The 20082-nt window shown below is 40.9% G+C and carries 18 protein-coding genes and 1 pseudogene; 4 read left to right on the forward strand and 15 right to left on the reverse strand.

The window, feature by feature from the left end:
- Nucleotides 1-213 precede the first annotated feature (213 nt).
- The 13 genes and pseudogenes from ACI882_RS05870 to ACI882_RS05930 all read right to left on the reverse strand — a co-directional run bounded on the left by ACI882_RS05870 (nucleotide 214) and on the right by ACI882_RS05930 (nucleotide 11270).
- Nucleotides 214-1200: a serine hydrolase domain-containing protein gene (locus ACI882_RS05870; RefSeq protein ID WP_411746357.1), complete on the reverse strand. Its 987-nt coding sequence runs from the start codon at nucleotides 1198-1200 to the stop codon at nucleotides 214-216.
- Nucleotides 1201-1293: 93 nt separating this feature from the next.
- Entirely contained in the window at nucleotides 1294-2106 is an 813-nt protein-coding gene (locus ACI882_RS05875; RefSeq protein WP_411746356.1) for a hypothetical protein, read from the reverse strand.
- Between the two features lie 78 nt (nucleotides 2107-2184).
- Complete coding sequence (locus ACI882_RS05880; RefSeq protein WP_411746355.1) at nucleotides 2185-2616, reverse strand: hypothetical protein; 432 nt, start codon at nucleotides 2614-2616, stop codon at nucleotides 2185-2187.
- Nucleotides 2617-2727: 111 nt separating this feature from the next.
- On the reverse strand, nucleotides 2728-4419 hold the full coding sequence (locus ACI882_RS05885) for a P-loop NTPase fold protein (protein WP_411746354.1): 1692 nt from the start codon (nucleotides 4417-4419) through the stop codon (nucleotides 2728-2730).
- A gap of 449 nt (nucleotides 4420-4868) precedes the next feature.
- Nucleotides 4869-6092: an organoarsenical effux MFS transporter ArsJ gene (gene arsJ, locus ACI882_RS05890; RefSeq protein WP_411746353.1), complete on the reverse strand. Its 1224-nt coding sequence runs from the start codon at nucleotides 6090-6092 to the stop codon at nucleotides 4869-4871.
- A gap of 6 nt (nucleotides 6093-6098) precedes the next feature.
- Nucleotides 6099-7109, reverse strand: coding sequence for an ArsJ-associated glyceraldehyde-3-phosphate dehydrogenase (locus ACI882_RS05895; RefSeq protein WP_411746352.1), 1011 nt, complete (start codon nucleotides 7107-7109; stop codon nucleotides 6099-6101).
- 7 nt (nucleotides 7110-7116) lie between these two features.
- Complete coding sequence (locus ACI882_RS05900) at nucleotides 7117-7611, reverse strand: protein phosphatase (RefSeq protein ID WP_411746351.1); 495 nt, start codon at nucleotides 7609-7611, stop codon at nucleotides 7117-7119.
- Between the two features lie 2 nt (nucleotides 7612-7613).
- Nucleotides 7614-7847, reverse strand: coding sequence for a thioredoxin family protein (locus tag ACI882_RS05905; RefSeq protein ID WP_411746350.1), 234 nt, complete (start codon nucleotides 7845-7847; stop codon nucleotides 7614-7616).
- 8 nt (nucleotides 7848-7855) lie between these two features.
- Nucleotides 7856-8851: a permease gene (locus ACI882_RS05910; protein WP_411746349.1), complete on the reverse strand. Its 996-nt coding sequence runs from the start codon at nucleotides 8849-8851 to the stop codon at nucleotides 7856-7858.
- A gap of 9 nt (nucleotides 8852-8860) precedes the next feature.
- Nucleotides 8861-9874: an ACR3 family arsenite efflux transporter gene (gene arsB / locus ACI882_RS05915; RefSeq protein ID WP_411746348.1), complete on the reverse strand. Its 1014-nt coding sequence runs from the start codon at nucleotides 9872-9874 to the stop codon at nucleotides 8861-8863.
- A gap of 79 nt (nucleotides 9875-9953) precedes the next feature.
- On the reverse strand, nucleotides 9954-10343 hold the full coding sequence (locus ACI882_RS05920; RefSeq protein WP_411746358.1) for a metalloregulator ArsR/SmtB family transcription factor: 390 nt from the start codon (nucleotides 10341-10343) through the stop codon (nucleotides 9954-9956).
- Nucleotides 10344-10352: 9 nt separating this feature from the next.
- A pseudogene (locus tag ACI882_RS05925) lies at nucleotides 10353-10721 on the reverse strand (arsenate reductase ArsC); the annotation flags it as partial.
- Nucleotides 10722-10901: 180 nt separating this feature from the next.
- Nucleotides 10902-11270 carry a MazG nucleotide pyrophosphohydrolase domain-containing protein gene (locus ACI882_RS05930; RefSeq protein WP_411746347.1) on the reverse strand — a complete coding sequence of 123 codons (369 nt, stop codon included), beginning with the start codon at nucleotides 11268-11270 and terminating at the stop codon, nucleotides 10902-10904.
- Between the two features lie 285 nt (nucleotides 11271-11555).
- Here ACI882_RS05930 and ACI882_RS05935 point away from each other — a divergent pair, with 285 nt between their 5' ends.
- From ACI882_RS05935 to ACI882_RS05950, 4 genes are all read left to right on the forward strand, one after another.
- Nucleotides 11556-12827 carry an O-acetylhomoserine aminocarboxypropyltransferase/cysteine synthase family protein gene (locus tag ACI882_RS05935; protein WP_411746346.1) on the forward strand — a complete coding sequence of 424 codons (1272 nt, stop codon included), beginning with the start codon at nucleotides 11556-11558 and terminating at the stop codon, nucleotides 12825-12827.
- 123 nt (nucleotides 12828-12950) lie between these two features.
- A complete protein-coding gene (locus ACI882_RS05940) occupies nucleotides 12951-13238 on the forward strand; it encodes an LD-carboxypeptidase (protein ID WP_411746345.1) in 288 nt (95 codons plus the stop codon).
- Nucleotides 13204-13437: a hypothetical protein gene (locus ACI882_RS05945; protein ID WP_411746344.1), complete on the forward strand. Its 234-nt coding sequence runs from the start codon at nucleotides 13204-13206 to the stop codon at nucleotides 13435-13437. Before ACI882_RS05940 ends, ACI882_RS05945 begins: the two co-directional genes overlap by 35 nt.
- A 206-nt stretch (nucleotides 13438-13643) precedes the next feature.
- Nucleotides 13644-15929, forward strand: coding sequence for a leucine-rich repeat domain-containing protein (locus ACI882_RS05950; RefSeq protein ID WP_411746343.1), 2286 nt, complete (start codon nucleotides 13644-13646; stop codon nucleotides 15927-15929).
- Between the two features lie 30 nt (nucleotides 15930-15959).
- Here ACI882_RS05950 and ACI882_RS05955 read toward each other — a convergent pair whose 3' ends face one another.
- On the reverse strand, nucleotides 15960-16565 hold the full coding sequence (locus ACI882_RS05955; protein ID WP_411745829.1) for an HAD family hydrolase: 606 nt from the start codon (nucleotides 16563-16565) through the stop codon (nucleotides 15960-15962).
- The gene (dnaE, locus tag ACI882_RS05960; RefSeq protein WP_411746342.1) at nucleotides 16565-20074 is read right to left on the reverse strand and encodes a DNA polymerase III subunit alpha; all 3510 of its coding nucleotides are present in this window, start codon (nucleotides 20072-20074) and stop codon (nucleotides 16565-16567) included. The genes ACI882_RS05955 and dnaE overlap by 1 nt, the downstream gene beginning before the upstream one ends.
- Between the last annotated feature and the right edge of the window lie 8 nt (nucleotides 20075-20082).

Here is a 20082-nt window from a genome sequence, read left to right on the forward strand (position 1 = left end):
AATCACGACCATGGAGCTTTGGTTAAAATCATAAGGAATGAATTTTGGCATAAACAAACTCCGTTTGAGTTACGCCATTTTAAACCAATTAATAAAGGTTTTGGAGGTTTTTATACAGCCTGAACGTTCGCATTTGCGGTTGACTTGGAGCGCAGCGGAAAACCAATCCGACAACATGCGCTTGTTAAGACTTACTTCGGCATTGCTGTAAATTTATCCCAATACCAAGTCTGCTAATTTTAGTGCCATTTCGTCTAATTTCGGTAGATTTATTGTTTCAACGTTGCTAAGAACAATGACTTTCAAATCGTCACTCGTAAAGTTTTGAATAATAGAAGAGAAATTTCCAATTCCACCTTTATGGCCAATAACTGGCCTATTTCTAAATAGCCCTATTTCTAGACCACTGCCATACTCAGAAAAAACCGACGTAGGCGTCATCATTTTTTGGAGGCTTGCATCAGAAACAACTTTTCCTGAAAAAAATGCTTTGCTCCAACAATGGAGATCTTCAACAGTGGAATATAGATTACCAGCTGCAAAAGCAAAACTCATGTCAAAGCCGTCCTCATTTTCAATACTGCCCGCAATGACTTCATATCCATAAGCTCGATGTGGCAATAGCCGACTACTGGGAAGAACGCCTGTATCATTTAGGGCCAACCTATCAAAAATGTTTTTTTGAAGAAATTCAGAATACGATACACCGGAAACTGCCTCGATAAGCATGCCTAACAACAGATAGCCTGTTCCACAGTAGCTGAACTTTGAGCCAGGACTAAAATCCAATGCTTTTTCGCTTACCAACCCTACTATTTCAAGTGGGCTATGTAGGTACTTTCCTGTGGAGCGCCAATCCACAAAGCCCACATAATCAGGTATACCTGAAGTATGCGATAACAGCTGATTGATTATTACCGGTCTCCAAGTTGCAGGCAAATTTGGAAGATAATCAGCTATTGTGTCATCTGATTTAAGATGCCCTTTTTCAATAAGTATATAAATCGCTGCCGCAGTAAATTGCTTTGAAATAGATGCTATACAGAATTTTGATTTAGGAGTATTTCTAACTAAATGCTCATAGTTTGCATAACCATAGCCGTTAACAGAAATAATTTCTCCACAAAGAGATATCAATGCTGCGCCACTAAAACCATTTTCTTGCTCTAACGTTCTTAAGTAGCTCTCTACCAATTTCATTTTAACGACCAAATCTAAGGCATATTTCTATACGGGATTAAGACTTAACGTCTTTCGGTTACGGTGAGGTCACGAGTCCGCAACCCGTGTTTGTTAGAATTCATGGAGGGGTGCATACAATTCACCATCAATGCGCTCAAGTAAAACTTCACCACCTTGCGTCAAAATTTTATTTGGTAAGTGTTGCGTGTGATCTCTATCCTTTATGTAACCCGGAGCCTCTTTAATAGTGTCGTCAAGCATCAAGCTAAATCTCTCAAAATCATCTTGAATTAACAGGATCAATTTACTAATATGTTCGCCATCACACTTACGATCGACTGGACTGATAAAGCTTAAGATAAAATCAGAAATATTATCTTGCGATTTATATTTTTCTAACTTTGAAAAAAAAGTGTCAATATCTTTATCCAATATGAAGTCTTTAAAAACTCTATAATCAGCTCTATATCTACAATTGGCTCTTTCATTGGAAAATATTCCTATATGCACTCCTTTCGGTACTTCTTTAATCCAAGACAGGTACTCGTTTTTTGAAGCGGAAACGCTATCATAGTATTGAAAGTAAGTTCGATCAGTGGTGCCACCGAGAAACCACCCCCATCCATCAAAGTCATGCACTATGATCCAATGTGCAAGAACGGGATCTAATTCAACTAATAAATCGCTAACTTGTTTTGCAACGTTCTCGTCGTCTAGGAATAGCTCAAATTTATAGAATGCAGAATTTCCGTTTTCATAAGCGGAAAGAGGTTGCAAAAACAATGAAGGTATTTTTCTATGATCTTGGAAAGCCTGATCTATTGGAAGAATGAATTCCTCTAATGATATACTTGCTTGAGACCACAAATTTTCTACTCTTCTCTGAACATCAACATCACTTATTTCAATTAGTAGTTCAGCCAAACAATCCAAAATTCAATTCTCCTATTCTAACGCAAAGCTAAGCGGCGTGCGTTAGCACGTCCTTGCTTGAGCGCCTTGTTAAATGGCTTTTTCAATCGTTTCACCACTCCTGTTTATATATTGGATGCCACTATAGGTTCTAGTGGTGCCCGACCATTTTGCTGTTGCTAGTACTGGAAGTTCTAAACCATTGCATTCAATAAACAATTTAAACCTATCAAGATCTTCTTGTGATGGCTCAGCTACACCGTACCAAAAAGAATACCATTCATCACCCGAAATTATGTTGAATGCTTCTGAACCGTCATAGAATCCGAATACAACTTTGCTATTTGAAAACTCAAACACTGACAGCTCTATTTCCACAATATGCTCTGAAAATTCAGGGTGATTATCAGGAATAATATATTCAAATGCATCGATACCCTCATCGTCGTTTTGGTAGAAACACCAACGATGAGCTTTTAAGTCATCGACACTAATATCTTCTATAGCCTTAGGTTTGCACATTTCCTTTGCCGTTTAACGCCGCCTTAAGCGGACAAAAATAGTTGGCTATACTTGTAAGCCAACTGTTTTTGTTCCGTTTAAAGGCCTTGTTATGTCTTCAATGCAGGTTACCTAGCCATCTATTTCAATACCAAACTTCTTGACTCGTCGTTTGTTAATATCACTTTCACTTGCGATTTTTTTTAAGGCCGAAACTGAATTAGTTAATAGAGAGCTGGGTTCTCCGTCTTTAGACGCATAATTCCCCAGTTTCAAACAGCTCTCCACATAGAGAGACAAATCAATCCCTTTAGTTTCTTTAAATATTTCATAAAAACCTTCAACTGACGTACTCGCTAGAATCGTTATATCCTTGTCATTCCAGCCATTTTGCTTCGAAACTCTAGCTAAAACAGATTTTGCAGATTCATCAATAACAATTTCTTTAAATTTATCAGCAAATTTTTCTTTAATTTCTGAATCAGTTACATCTCCAGCAAATGGATTACTCATAAAGTCATTGAGATTAAATAAATTTGGTGTTTCTTTTCTACTTTCAATGTATTTATCAATAGCATCGCTTGCTTTTTCATCTTCACCAAGCTCCCTAAAAAGGGTAACAGTACCATTTAAATTCATTGGTGAGATATGCTTAGCATTTACGATTAAGCTTTCATAGAGAGCTTTAACTACTTCATCCTGATTATTGTCGAAATTATGATGGTATAACTCCCAAGCCTTGGTAAATGAATTTTCAGATTTAGACGCCAAAACTTGCGAGTTTTTTATTTCAGCCTTTTCTCTAAGGTTGTTTTCTACTATGTAACCTGTTTCTACAGCCTTGGCTAAAACAAGATCTAATTCATCAGTAATTCCATATCCATATTCATGCAGCAGGACTTTCCACTTTTTGCTCTTCTCATCTTCATCCTTCTTGCCCCCGATACCGTATGAGCTATATGAAGTTCTTGTTACGAGGTCAAAACTCGGTATTTCATCGTTACCTTCGGAACAGTAATAAGCCCATGAAAATAGAACCAAAGTATGTATAACTTGGTGAGTCACCTCAACTTCGAGTCCGTTAAGAACAGGAGTAGCTAAAGATACTAGTCTTTCTATTTTTTTTAATACTCGAATATTCTTAATATTTAACTTTTCTGAAAAATCTCTTAAATGCTCAACTTCATAACTGTCTCCTTCAAAAGCAATCTCAGCACACTCTCGTGGTGAAGGAGAAAACTCAAGCTCTAAATCAATTACCTTTTCTCGGTATTTAAAATAATCATCTAAGCCATCTTCACCATCATTCAACAAAATGACAATTTTGCATCTTTTTTGTTCTTTAAGTAATGAGATTAAACCTAGTAAATCTTTAATATCTAATCCTTTGCCTTTTCTCTCTAGGTCATCGATGCATATTAGGGTTTCAGTAATAGATAAGAATGAAAGCGACTCAATTGTTGAGCTAAAGTTTTTAATGAAAGGGGCTTCTTTAAAGAAGTTAAATGATTTTCGAGTGAAGGAATCCGCTATTCCTGCAGTATTCTCCTTAAAGGTATCAATACTAGCTTCAGTGCCGACCAAGTCCCTTTTTACAGTGTTTTCAAAAATTGCATATTTAAATGAATCTAGAGAATTTATACCAAACAGAGAAACATACGAGTACTTAGGTAAAGCTATTACATTTTCAGATTTATACTCAGATAAATATTTTTTCCAACTATAAGTTTTGCCAACTCCCCATGCCCCTTTTATACCCATGACTTCAGGAGTTGGTGAACTAACAAAAAGTTTAATCTGATGTTGAACTATTTCTATAGACATACACTCATTCCATGAAGAAGACATAACATTTTATTAAACGTCTCAGCGACGTATATACCCGAAAGACGCTTTATACGAAGCCTCTTTCCTCAATTATTTCTAAAACCCAAACATACTGTAGCCTTCCGCTTACATTGTCAATTTAGTAACCCGACTAAAGCGCCGCTGCGACGCTATTTCCTTGGATATATATCTCGCTAAGTTATTGATTTTAAAAAGATGTATATATATTGACCGAACAGAAATAATTTGGATTTTTTGCAAAAGGGTCGCGGCGACCTAGTTACCCAGTAAATGCGTCGCGGCGACTTATAATCCATCAATATTCGGTGTTATACGTCTCAAGCTATTACTTTATTAATGCAAGCTTCCATCTATGTGAAGGCGATTATAATTCATTGGATCAATGATCTAATCACTGTAATTTGGAAAATTTATGTGTGGGTCGGTTAAGTCGCAATAGCCTTATGCCGTGGTAATGCGATAGACAGCAGTGCAGCTAAGGCCACAAAGCCGGTCGAAAACCACAAGCAAGCGGTTAAACCGTAATTTTGATATAACCAACCGGAAAGTACGGTACCAATAAGCCGGCCCATGGCGTTGGCCATGTAGTAAAAGCCAACATCTAATGAAACGCCATCTTCACCGGAATAGCTGACAATTAAAAAGCTGTGCAATGAGGAGTTTACGGCGAATATGCCGCCAAATATAAGCAGGCCGATAATAAGCGATGCTTTGTCGTGCCATTCAAACACTAACGACATGGCAATAAGCGCTGGTATTGCACTCAACAATAGCGCCCACATAAGCGCGTGTTTGCCATCGGGGGTTTGCCCTTGGGCAGTGCCTGTTATTTTCGGGGCAATGCCTTGTATAAAACCGTAGCCGATCACCCAAATGGCTAAGAAGCCACCTACGTAAAAGTGGCTCCAACCAAATGTGGCACTTAGGTAAACGGGTAAAGCAACTACAAACCAAACATCACGTGCGCCAAACAAAAATAACCGTGCGGCGGATAACACATTGATGGCTTTGCTCTTTGAGAATATCTCGATGAACTTAGGCTTAGCTTTCGATTTACCAATATCTTTTTTCAATTTAACCAAGCTTACTAGCCAAACCAAACTTAATAGAACGGCCATTATAAGTATGGCATTCCTAAAGCCGAATAAGGCTAACAGTGCGCCGCCCATAAAAAAGCCAATGCCTTTGAGTGCATTTTTAGAGCCGGTTAAAATGGCGATCCATTTATAAAGCTGGCTTTGGGCATCACCTGGCACCAACATTTTAATGGAGCTTTTAGCGCTCATTTTATTCAGATCTTTGGCTATACCCGATATGGCTTGCGCAGCCATCACCCAGGGCACAACGAGTAAGTCTGCCGGAACCAATAGCATGGCGAGCGAGGCTATTTGCAAAAACAAACCAATGTTCATGGTTTTGTTTAGCCCCAATCGCGCACCGAGCCAACCACCAACTAAGTTGGTGACCACACCAAAAATTTCGTAAAAAACGAACAGCATGGCAATATCAAACGGGCTGTAGCCTAGGCCGTAAAAATACAGCACCACCAGCATTCTTAACGCACCGTCTGTTAGGGTAAAGGCCCAATAGTTTCCGGTGATTAGTAAATATTGGCGCAGTTTCGGTGACAAATTCGCAAGCCAAGTCATTTGCTGTTAGTCCTTATCGGCTAAGCCAATTTTACGCATCAGTTCGGCAACGCGGTTTGAATAACCCCATTCATTATCGTACCAGGCATAAATTTTAACCTGAGTATCGTTGACCACCATGGTCGATAACGCATCAACAATGCTTGAACGTGGGTCGGTTTTATAATCGATAGACACTAAAGGCCGCTCTTCGTAACCCAAAATACCCTTCAACTCACCTTCTGCGGCGTCTTTTAATAATTGGTTTACTTCTTCTGCGGTGACGGCTCGGTTTACTTCAAATACGCAATCGGTTAACGAGGCATTGGTAAGTGGCACTCGAACCGCATGGCCATTTAATTTACCTTTTAACTCTGGGAATATATGCGTAATTGCAGTGGCTGAACCTGTGGTAGTGGGTATTAAACTGGTGCCACAAGAACGCGCTCGGCGTAAATCTTTATGGGGTGCATCTATAATAGTTTGCGTGTTAGTTATGTTGTGGATCGTGGTCATTGAACCGTGCTTTATGCCAATTTTTTCTTGAATCACTTTAACCACGGGCGCTAAGCAGTTGGTGGTACAAGAGGCGGCGGTCACAATGCAGTGTTGAGTTTTATCGTACAAATCATCATTCACACCCATGACCACATTCAGCACACCCTCTTCTTTTACCGGCGCGGTCACTAAGACGCGCTTTACACCTTGGTCTAGGTAGGCTTGTAGCAGCGCTTTGGTTTTCATTTTGCCGCTGGCGTCAATGACCACATCGCAGCCTGACCAATCTGTTTCGTCGATGGTTTTATTTTGGCTACAGCGAATTTGGCTTCCATTGATAAGCATCGAGTCACCTTGTGCCACCGCGTCGTGGTGCCAACGACCATGTACAGAATCGAAGGTTAATAAGTGCGCCAAGGTTTCGGCATTGGCGGCGGGGTCATTCACCTGAATAAATTCAACATCATCCCAATCCATGGCCGCTCGTAGTGCCAATCGACCCATACGACCGAACCCGTTTATCCCTACTTTTATCGTCATATCAACCTCAAAGTTTGTAATGTGTTTTTAAATATTCAACATGTGGCGTTAAGGTCAATGCTTTAGGGCGAACGCTCTGAATACTGGCCTTAACATCGGGCCACGTCTGGTTTCTTTCTAACAACAATATAGCGGCCATTAAACCTGTCCGCCCTGTGCCGCCGCGGCAATGAATCGCCAGAGTCTCACCTGCGTCCATGTGTGCCATTAAAGCCTTTTTATGGTGATCAAATGCTTCAAAAAATGCTGTTTCCGGTGCGCAATCATCTTCAACGGGCAGTTGATACCAGCTTAAATTCAAAGCCTTACAGGCTTCGCCAAAACTTGGCACCTGTAAAAACTCAAGCTCTTCATCCGATAGCATCGAAACAACACCAACGGCACCGGCGGCTTTAATTTGCGCCAAGGAGTCCGATAAAGGTTCACCTTTGGTGCCCGGGCAAGGCATAAAAATAAAGTCACTCGGTCCAGGCATGGGCGCTAAGTCAAATGGATGTGCCATAACTATGCTAACCACTCTTTAATTTGTGAGCTGGTCGGCATAGAGCCGGAATGCACGAGCTTGCCATCTAAAACTATCGCCGGTGTACTCATAACCCCGTAAGACATAATAACTTCTGGGTTGGTTTCTTTTGAAACTTCGGCGTCTGCCCCTTGCGCCTTGGATAATTTTTCAATGAGCTCTGCGGTTTTCACGCATTTACTACAACCACTGCCTAAAACAATAAAATTTTTCATAATAAGCCTCACAAATAAATGGAAAAGAAATTAAACAACCAACCAACCGTGGTAAAAGAGACCAAAAGTAACCCGAATAGGGTTGCCAGTAATCGCCACTGCATTACCTGTTTTAATAAAATAAATTCTGGGAAACTTGCCGCAACGGTACTCATGCAAAAAGCTAAGGTGGTTCCTAAGGGTAAGCCATTAACAATCAAGCTCTCCATCACCGGTATCACACCCGTCGCGTTGGAATATAATGGAATACCTAATAACACGGCTGCCGGTACGCTCCACCATTGTCCATCACCTAAGTGTTGCTCTATCCAACCATCGGGCACAAAACCATGTAATGCCGCGCCTAAACCAACACCAATAATGACCCATTTCCAAACCCGTGCGAATATTTCAAAAGACTCCGTTTTGGCAAATTGATGCCGTTCCGATAAAGCCATACCAGCAGAGGCGCCAGCCCCGGCGGTCGTTGGTGTTTTTTGTTTACCTTGCTCAAGCGCCTTGGCAGCGAACGATTGCAACCAGCGCTCAGCTTTGATGGCATCTAAGAAAAAACCACCTAAAATACCAACCGCCATACCGATAACAACGTACAGCACAGTGAATTTCCAACCCAACAAGCTCATCAACAATAAAACGGCAACTTCGTTAATCAGCGGAGAGGTCAGTAAGAAAGACATGGTGATGCCTACTGGAATACCCGCTGAGGTAAACCCCAAAAACACCGGAATACTGGAACAAGAACAAAATGGCGTTATGGCACCAAAACCAGAACCTAATACATAACCAATGCCTCGGTTTTTTCCGGCTAAGTAATCTCGAACTTGCTCTACGTTTAATGAAGCACGTAATAAGGCAATGACATAAATCATCACAATTAATAAGGCGTAAATTTTAGTGACGTCTTCAATAAAAAAATGGACGGCATCACCTAACTTTGTTGCCGGTGACAAACCTAAGATTGTATAGGTTAGCCAATCAGCAAATTGTGTAAATATGGCAAACATAGTGCCTCCTTAGAACCAATGGCGCGTTCTATTAACAAACCAAACCAAGCTCAACATCACAGGCACTTCTACCAACACGCCAACCACTGTCGCCAGCGCGGCACCAGAGTGCAAACCAAACAAAGAAATAGCGACCGCTACCGCTAACTCGAAAAAATTAGAGGTTCCAATCATGCTCGCGGGGGCAGCCACGTTATGGGGGAGTTTCATCGTTTTAGCGATCATGTAAGTAATGGCAAAAATACTGTAGGTTTGAATCAATAAAGGAATAGCAATGAGAACGATAGCCAGTGGGTTAGCTAAAATGGTCGTGGCTTGAAAACCAAACAATAAAACCACTGTGGCTAATAAGCCAATAACAGACCATGGTTTAAATCGATTTAGAAAAGCATTTACCGCTTGCTCACCCTGTCGGTTCTGTAAATAGAGTCGAGTTAGTACACCTGCAATCAGCGGCAACAAAACGTATAAACCTACGGATATAATCAACGTTTGCCAAGGAATCACGACATCACTCACACCCAGCAATAACGCGGTTAAAGGTGCAAAGGCAAAGATCATAACCACATCATTAACTGAGACCTGGACCAAGGTGTATGCGGGATCACCCTTCGTCATTTGACTCCAAACAAAAACCATGGCGGTACAGGGTGCAACACCGAGTAAAATCATTCCGGCGATATACTCGCTTGCAGTCTCAACAGGAACCCATGGTGCAAAAACAACACGAAAGAATAACCAGCCTAAAGCTGCCATGGTGAAAGGCTTAATAAGCCAATTGATAACCAGCGTTAACATTAATCCTTTAGGGTTATCTGCTATTTTTTTTATTGAACTGAAATCAACCTGGACCATCATTGGGAAAATCATCACCCAAATTAAAATAGCCACAAATAGATTCACGTGTGCAAATTCAACACTGGCGAGTAACTGGATGAACTCGGGAAATAGCAAACCAACAATAACGCCAATAACAATGGCCGATGCAACCCAAACCGATAGAAATCGCTCGAATAGTCCCACTGAATACACTCCTACTATAAGGTTTTAAAAGTATTCAAATACAAAACAAAAAAACCCTTTAACGCTTACACTAAACACACTAGGCGCAGCAAAGATTGGCTCGTGTGGGTCGGTCTCCCATGTTTAAAATACGCTCTCGATAGGGCGAAAGGTTTATCACACTGCGACGTTTTGCTTCTTTTATGATGGTGTAAGCCCAATCGGGTAAGGTTGGATCTATTTGGTAAAAGACCCACTGCCCTTGCCGACGGTCAGCCAACACACCAAACTCTCTTAACTGGGCCAAATGACGGGATATTTTAGGCTGAGACAATTCTAAGGCAGCCGTTAACTCACAAACGCAAAGCTCACCCTCATCAAGTATCAATAACAAGCTCAGTAAGCGTGTTTCTTCGGCTAAACATTTGAATAACTGTAAGGGATTGATGGGTTCTCTGGATTTTTCTTTGCTAAGCACCAGGTTAAACATTTTGAAGCGTTCGTTTATTTCGCTCAGTGTTAGCTCAAAAGGTTTCAGAGATTTTCGTGCTTTAGGATCGGGAAAGTCCCACGCCATGTGTCGCCCACCAAAATTTCGTGCTTGGCACTCATTTTGCGCTTTATCACATAGGGTAATTGTATAATCAAAATGCTGGCCCTCAAACTCAGAAACAGGCTTTGAACGCAATGCCGTGCCATCTAGGCCAAATTGCTCTATCGCCTGTAACGCCCGTTCATCAACTTGAGAAGGCTCTGTTCCGGCAGAAACAGCCAAGTATTGATCACTGTAGAGTGAATTAACCAAGGCCTCAGCCATTTGCGAGCGAGCTGAGTTTTCAGAACATAAGAATAGGATTCGCTTCAACATATCAACACCTTTCAAAACATACGAAATATCATATATATGTTTTTCCAGATATTAAAGTGATATTTTGAATATGCCCCAAATAAATTGCCATTGGCTACACTGGGCTATTTATTATGTGAGTATGTTTCGTGGGTTTCGCAAGAATGTGCCATTTGCCCGAGTCACAACTCAGAGCTGTACTTAGGAATTGGCACTATGTTCTTTGGCGAGGGCTATTTTTTGTTTTTCTTTAACATCGGACCACTTTTGACCGGATTCAATACCGGAGATTCTTTCTTCATATTTACGACAAGCTCTCGCTAAAACGGCTTTGGTATCAACACCCACTTCTTTTTCTAACGCAGTTAAAATATTCAGGTAATCCCAAAGGATGTCTCCTAATTCATCTTCCAAATAACATGGCCGAGATTTAGGTATTTCTTCAATAACTTCGTCGACTTCATTTTTAATTTCAGCAAGATACGTTTCAGAACCGTTTGACCAAGAGCCACCCTGGTCAAAGTTCGCTTTACGTTGTGCTATTGCCAATAATGCATCGAACTCTTTCATGATCCAAACAATCCATTTTATATATGAGTAATTGCCTTGAATATTGCAACAAATCGGCCATTTAGCAACCATATAATCGAAGTTTAACGACCATACGGCGAGCAGCTATACTTCTGTTCTGTTAAGTCTAAGCTAAGAAATAATTATCATTTGATAAATCACTCCATTCTGGCAGTATTGACTTGAAGGTAACTATCGAGAAAAGAGCTGGCAACAGAATCTACTTAATATAAGCCCCCGTTACTCCGCTCTTCAGCTAAAACACTAATCATGGAAACCAAATCAATGAAGCTTGAGTCAATTGCACTGCATGAAGGATATAAATCCGAAGACACCACTAAAGCCGCGGCTGTTCCTATTTATCAAACAACCTCTTATACATTTGATGACACGCAACACGGCGCTGATTTATTTGACCTTAAAGTGCCAGGAAACATCTATACCCGCATCATGAACCCAACCACCGATGTATTGGAGCAACGCGTTGCTGCAATGGAAGGCGGTATCGCGGCTGTTTGTGTCTCTTCAGGTATGGCGGCTATTACTTACGCGATTCAATGCATTTGTGAGGCGGGTGACAATATTTTAAGCACTAGCCAACTTTATGGCGGCACGTATAATTTATTTGCTCATGCCTTTCCTAGGCAAGGCATTGAAACACGCATGCTTTCCCATGATGACTTCGAAGGTTTTGAAAAAGCTATTGATGAAAAAACAAAAGCTATTTTTTGTGAGTCTATCGGTAACCCTGCTGGGAACATTGTTGATATTGTCCGCTTGGCAGAAATTGCTAAAAAGCACGGCATCCCTCTAATTGTAGATAACACGGTTGCAACACCTTATTTGTGTCGCCCTTTTGAGCTAGGCGCTGATATTGTTGTGCACTCGTTAACTAAGTACATTGGTGGCCACGGTACCTCTATTGGCGGTGCCATTGTAGACTCGGGCAAATTTGACTGGGCCAAACACAAAGCACGTTTCCCTGTTTTAAACGAGCCAGACCCTGCTTACCACGGAGTTGTTTATACTGAAGCCTTAGGCGCCGCTGCTTATATTGGCCGCTGCCGTGTTGGCCCACTGCGTAACACTGGCGCGGCTATTTCTCCAATGAACTCATTCCAAATTCTACAAGGCTTAGAAACCCTTGGTTTACGAATGGATCGTCATTGTGAAAACGCAGAGAAACTGGCTGACTACCTACAAAAACATAAAAAAGTTGAGTGGGTAAATTACGCAGCCTTACCAGATAGCCCATACAATGCCGCTTGCCAAAAAATCACCTCAGGTAAAGCCTCAGGCGTTTTAAGCTTTGGTATTAAAGGTGGTATTGAAGCCGGTACTAAGTTCATTGATGCTTTACAGATGATCTTACGCCTAGTGAACATTGGTGATGCTAAATCATTAGCCTGCCACCCTGCTTCGACCACCCACCGACAGTTAAACGAAGAAGAACTTGCCGCTGCGGGTGTAAGTTCAGACTTAATCCGTATCTCTGTAGGCATAGAGCACATAGATGACATCATTGCAGATGTCAGCCAAGCGTTAGAGAAAGCTTAAATATTTACACCCTGGTGTGTTAAGTTAGCGTTTCTATAAATAGTTAAACTGAGTAATATCGGTTTAGCTATTTTTTTGAATAAAAAATACTTATAGAACCTGCAAGAACACTAAGGAGAGTGCGTGATATTCCCCACCCCACTAATGCCTGGCGACACCATTGGCTTCTTTACGCCGTCTTCACCGGCAACCGTATTTGCACCTAATCGTTTTCAAAGAGCTAAGAACTACTTAACCAACAAGGGGTTTAAGCTAGTTGAAGGGAGCTTAACGGGCAAGTCTGACTTCTATCGCTCTGGTTCAATTCAAGAGCGGGCCGAAGAGCTTAACAAACTAATTCGTGATCCTGATGTGCGTTGTATTATGTCAACAATCGGTGGCAGTAACAGCAATAGTACAGGGCAAACATGAACTCTTCGATGATACAGGTTCAAACCGCACACCTATCGATGTGCTTTTAGAGGTACTCAACGGGCAAATGATCCCCATTTTAGATGGCTTTGACAGCTGTCATACTCACCCAATGTTAGTGACACCGTTAGGCGTGCAATGCACGATAGATTTTGATGAAGGCAATATTAAATTAGTGAGCCCTTGGCTTACCCCATAGACATAAAGCTTTTAACTTTTAAGCAGTACTGACAATTAACACCCGGATTGGTTTTCTTTCTTTTTATTAAAGAAAAATAGTTGCTATATTTCTATCACATTATTGTTAACCGCATTGAGTTAAAATTGAACCCTAACCTAGAGAACATCTGTAAAGGTTAATTCTAATCAGTTAGAATTAACCTTTATCAATTTGAGCTACCCTAAATGAAATATTTAATCTTAACAATTACGCTACTCACTGCTTTCCATGCTCTGGGTTCAACCACTGATAATTACATAAATGTTTGTAACAGAGGCGTAATTGGTAAAGAAATTACTTATGAGACTCAATCTGAAAGTTGTGAAAAGGTCCTTAAGTATAGGCTTGCAAAAATCACTACTATTTGGGCCTCGAATGTAAACTTAAGTCAGTTAGATTACGATACCTGGCAAGGCTTAACTGGCTTAAAAAATTTGACTCTTGCAAACCCTAAGTCAGAATTTTCAAGCAATTTAGATTCGGGTATCAGGAGAGGCAGTAACTCTACTACCGCTACATCGCCAATGCGCCCAACAGAAGCATTCGTTGGTTTAGAAAATCTTGAGTCTCTAGAAATAAGCGATGCAAGCTTTACTCGCTTAGAGGGCGGTGTTTTTGAGCCATTGAAGAGCTTAAAAAGATTATCAATTGGAAATGAACGAATAGAGTCACTACCTATCGATTTATTTGACTATCAACAGCAACTAACAGAACTATCACTTGAACTTAGGTCATTAGATAATTTGCCTATTGGGCTATTTAGGCCACTTGAAAGCCTAACGACTTTAGAAATGTTTCGTTTAAAGATAGAGAAATTTCCAACCGGCCTATTTTTAGGACTCAATAGCTTGGAGTATCTTTCACTTGAAAATGGAAGTTTAACATCCATAGCACCTCATGCATTTGAAGGGGCGGAAACATTGCTGAGCTTGAATTTGGAAGGAAACCAGCTTAATTTCAGTTCCAGTTCACCAAAAGATATTTTTTCTGGGCTAGTTAAACTAAAAGAACTAAATTTAAATCAAAATAATATCACAGGCGTTCCATATGGATTGTTTGATGATCTCTCAGAATTGAAGGTTATCGGCCTTGAATACAATAGTATTTCAGACCTACCAACTGACATATTTGTCCATAATTCTAAACTTGAAGAAGTTCATTTCCAAGGTAATAACTTATCGGAAACCTCGTATCAATTGCTAGGCATGAACGAATCAAGCAGAATTTCATCAGTAAATAATAGTGATATAGTCGTTAAATATATTGATATGTGTACAAGAGGCTATGCGGGCCACGTGTTAACCAGCCTTTTGTGGGCAAACGACTGCTCTCATGTAAGCGATCAATACCTAAAGGACACCATTGAGTTAGATATGGGTGACACCTATATAAATTCATTTCCTAATACGACATTTGGCGGTTTTGTAAACCTAAAAACTCTAGTACTAAATGTTTCAGACAGTACAGAATTCTCTGATCAAAGGTTGATCGGCCTTGAGAATGTAGAGAGTTTAACGTTAACAGGTGGCAGCTTAACTCATTTGAATAGACAATTAATTAGTAGCTTAGATAACCTTGTGTCCTTGGACCTCTCCGACAATGAGTTTACGACACTAGATATCGACACGATGAAACTACTTCCAAAACTAGAGATTTTAGTGCTCAGTGAAAACAATATAGAAAGCTTAAACAGCCGTATACTAAACCAACTACCGAGCTTGAAAATACTCGATCTTTCAAACAACAAAATTTCGTCATTGGATAGTGGTTTTTTGTATAGCAATAGTCTAAAAGAACTCAATTTATCTGATAATGATATTTTACGCTTAACTCCTAAAGTGTTTTCCACGTTACCCAACCTAACTACTCTTAATTTGGAATCGGTTGGTATACAACAAATCGCGAAAGATAGTTTTGTTGGTATAGAAAAACTTGAACATCTAAATTTAAGGCACAACCCGTCAGATTCAACAAAGTTGTTAAAATCTATTGCGCACCTGAAAAAGTTAATTACATTAGATTTAAGCCAAGGCTCTGGACTTAAGTTAGCTAGTGAAGACCTAGCATTTGGTAACCTGACCCACCTAAATATATCTCAAAGTAGTATAAGATCTCTAAATGGTGCTCTATTTGTTAATACTCCTAATTTAATTGAACTGGATCTAAGTGGCAGCATTTTAGCTAACATTGGCAAAGGCAGTTTTTCAAATCTAACTTTCTTAACTAGGCTTAACTTAAGAAATAGTTATGTAACCTCAATAAACAACGAAGCCTTTACTGGTTTAATTAACTTAAAGCACCTTCAATTAGGTAATAACAAAATCGAAACGATTGAGCCTGAAACCTTTGCGGGTCTCAACTCTTTAGAAAGCATAGAGTTAGTAGGCAATCCAGTGAAAACACTCTCAGCGGAGCAGATAGGTTTGAACACCAGACACTTTTCGGTATCGGGCGTTGATCTTAAGTATTGAAAACATAATGCTATAACGAAAATGGCGTTCTTATTCGAAATGGGACTGAATAAAAGTCAACGTTTCGAACGTGGTGCAATGATGGATACTGGTAATACCCATACTTTGAGCGGTCACCACATTCGCCAAAGTATCATCTATATAGATGGTATTATCGACAGGCTGATGAATGATGCTCAAGGTTTTCTTAAAAAATCCTGAATTTGGCTTAGTTTCTTTTATATCAGACGAATTGATTACATAATCGAAAGCACTTTTAAGCTTTGCCTTTACCAAGTCAAAAGGAAGGCGACTGGTCGCATTGGTTACGAGTACTAAGCTAGCTTCTGGCGCTCTGGATTTAATTTCACCCAAAAAGTCATGATCAATTTTAAATTTCAAAGAGCGCCAACACGTTATTAACTGCTCGGCAATTTCAGGATTATGCATCACCGTTAACTTTGCAGCTACGTTAGTAAGCCATTGTTCATGACTTATCTTTCCTGTGATAGCAGGGACCAAATAGTCACGTTTAAACGCGACTGAATACAAGGTTCCTGCGTCCAATCCTAGGTTCGACTCAACGGATTCAAGCTCGTCATTAGACCAATGACGAATCACGCCGTCAAAATCAATCAAAATAGTATTTTTCGCCATTACGATTGATACCTAAACTTATAGCCATCGTCGCCAAAGTCTTGCTTTAATTGATGCAAAACTTCGTCTTGCAAATGTATACGATAATTTGGACCCAATTTAATGAGACCATTTGCGGTTTCATTTTGGTAGTTAACCCAAACTGCGCAGCCTTGATCTTCTGCTAAGTCACTCTTCACTAACGTTTTAATTTTCTTCATAAATTCGCTAGCATTTTGTGTATCGGTTTTAAACTCAACACCTTTGATTAAAGCTTGCCGAGCATCAACTAATGTATAAACGCGCTGCGCTCGAATACGGGGTCTGTCATTATAATCGTCCCAGCCGAGCTCAGCTTCTACCACCACCACTGTGTCGGGTACTAGCACGTCTTTAAATTGCGCATAAAGCTCACCGAATAGAGTCATTTCGACTCGACCGGTGCGATCATCTAAAGTGACAATACCCATGGTATCGCCCTTTTGTGTTTGCCTTGTACGCACCCCCATCACTAACCCTGCAATGGTTTTGATGTTACCGCGCCTTGCTCGCTTTAAATCTTCCGCCGAGCCATCTAGTTCACCTAAACGCAGCGATACAACTTGACGTACTTCATTTTCAAACTCATCAATGGGGTGGCCAGTTAAGTACAAGCCGAGTGTTTCTTTCTCGCCTGCTAGTCTTACTTTTAAGGGTGCATCATGAACACCTAAGTAGGGTTCATAAACATCTTTTTCAACTTCGGTTTCTATTTCACCAAATAAATCCATCATACCGGCTTCGGCATTGGCGGCGGATTGATCGGCAGTTTTCATGGCGTCATTCATCGCTGCAAGCATGACTGAACGGTTAGGGCCAATATTGTCTAATGCACCTGCTTTGATCAGCGCCTCGATGGAACGCTTGTTAACTTTTTTACTGTCGATACGCTGGCAGAAATCAAATATATCTGTAAAGGCAGCACCACTGTTGCGTGCCTTAACAATGGCCTCAACTGGACCTTCGCCGACACCTTTAATGGCACCTAAGCCATAGATTATTTGATCGTTTTCATTAACGGTAAAGTAATAAGCACCTGCGTTGACATCTGGCGGTAACACATCAATATTCATGCCTCGGCAATCTTCAATGAAGATCACTACTTTTTCGGTGTTTTGCAATTCCGATGACATAGTGGCCGCTAAAAAAGCAGCGGGGTAATGCGTTTTCAGCCAAAGCGTTTGGTACGCCACTAATGCATAGGCGGCTGAGTGAGATTTGTTAAAACCGTAACCGGCAAACTTTTCCACCAAGTCGAAAATTTTCATTGCTAGATCACCGTCGACTCCGGTGTTAATAGCACCCTGCTTGAAAATTTCGCGCTGTTTTTCCATCTCTTCGGGTTTTTTCTTACCCATCGCACGGCGCAGCATGTCAGCGCCACCGAGTGTATAACCGGCAAGTACCTGAGCAATCTGCATCACCTGTTCCTGATACAAAATAATACCGTAGGTGGGTGTCAAAATTTCTTTCAATGAATCATGTTGGTATTGCGCATCTGGGTAAGAGACTTCTTCACGACCGTGCTTTCGATTAATAAAGTTATCAACCATGCCCGATTGAAGTGGACCTGGTCGGAATAAGGCCACTAAGGCGATCATGTCTTCTAAGCAATCTGGCTGTAACCGTGCGATAAGATCTTTCATACCGCGTGATTCCAACTGGAAGACTGCGGTGGTCTTAACATCCATTAATAACTTAAAGGAAGCCTCATCCGTTAACGGTATTTTGGCTATATCAATGGCTTCTTTACCGGCAGCTTCTAAACGCGGGTTTATAATTTTTAAAGCCCAATCGATAATGGTTAGGGTTCGCAGACCCAAAAAGTCAAACTTAACCAACCCTGCTGATTCAACATCGTTTTTATCGAATTGGGTGACTAAGCCACTGCCGTCTTCATCACATAACAAAGGTGAAAAATCGGTTAACTTTGTTGGCGCAATAACAACACCGCCGGCGTGCTTACCTGTTTGCCGAGTAATACCTTCGAGTTTAAGTGCCATTTCCCAAATCTCACTGGCTTCTTCATCATCGGCGATAAACTCTTTCAGTTCGCTTACTTCACCAATCGCTTTGGCTAGCGTCATACCCGGGTCTGGTGGAATTAGCTTTGATAATCTATCGGCTAAGCCATAAGATTTGCCCTGTACACGCGCAACGTCTCGTACTACGGCTTTTGCTGCCAAGGTACCAAAGGTGACAATTTGCGATACGGCTTGGCGTCCATAGGTTTCAGCCACGTATTGAATTACACGATCACGCCCATCCATACAGAAGTCGACGTCGAAATCGGGCATGGAGACACGTTCTGGGTTAAGGAATCGCTCAAAGAGCAAATCATATTCCAGCGGGTCTAGGTCTGTAATATCCAGTACATAAGCCACCAAAGAACCGGCACCCGAACCACGGCCAGGGCCGACAGGTACACCGTTTTCTTTACCCCAGCGAATAAAGTCCATTACGATTAGGAAGTAACCTGGGAAGCCCATTTGAATAATGATATCGAGTTCGAACTCTAAGCGATCAATATAAACTTGGTATTGAGCTTTGTAATCTTCGGCTGTTTTATCGAGAATATGTTCGAGACGACGATCTAGCCCTTCAAAGCTCACCTTACGAAAGTAATCATCCATAGTGGTGCCTTCAGGCACTGGAAAGTCAGGTAAGAAATATTCTCCTAAACTAATAGTTGCGTTACAGCGGGTTGCAATGTGTAAACTATTTTTTATGGCTTCAGGAATATCGGCGAATAGTTCATTCATCTCTTCAGTAGTTTTCAAATACTGTTCTTCAGAGTAGCGTCGAGTTCGCTTAGGGTCGTCAATGACAACACCTTCGTTAATACAGACTCGTGCTTCATGTGCGTCGAAGTCATCTTTGGTTAAAAACATAACATCGTTAGTCGCTACTACAGGAATGGCCAGCTTTTTAGCCAAAATGACGCTAGCTTTTACCACTAATTCATCTTGATCACGGTTGGTTCGTTGCAACTCTAAATAGTAACGATCACCAAATACACTTTGCCATTTTTTAGCTAGCTCTTCCGCTAGCTCTGGGTTGCCTCGACGAAATGCTTGGCCTACATCACCTGAACGCGCACCCGATAAAACAATGAGACCTTCGTTTTTTTCCATCAGCCATTCTGGCTTAACAACCGCTTTATCATGATGTTGATTCTGTTGGTAAGCCGCGGAAATAATTTCGGTTAGGTGGCGATAACCTTTATCGTTAGAAGCTAAGATCGGCATTAAAAACGGTTGTTTAGGGTCAGTCGGGTTCTCTATCCATAAGTCAGCACCCAGTATTGGCTTAACTCCTGACCCAATGGCCGCGTTATAAAACTTAACTAACCCAAAAAAGTTGGTGATATCGGTCATGGCGATAGCAGGCATTTCTGTTTTTGCCACTTCGCCAATCAATGGTTTTACTCTGACAATGCCATCAACTAAAGAATATTCTGTGTGAACGCGTAAATGCACAAATTGATTCATAGTAGTTT

Source organism: Reinekea sp. (assembly GCF_046710285.1).
Lineage (GTDB): Bacteria > Pseudomonadota > Gammaproteobacteria > Pseudomonadales > Natronospirillaceae > Reinekea.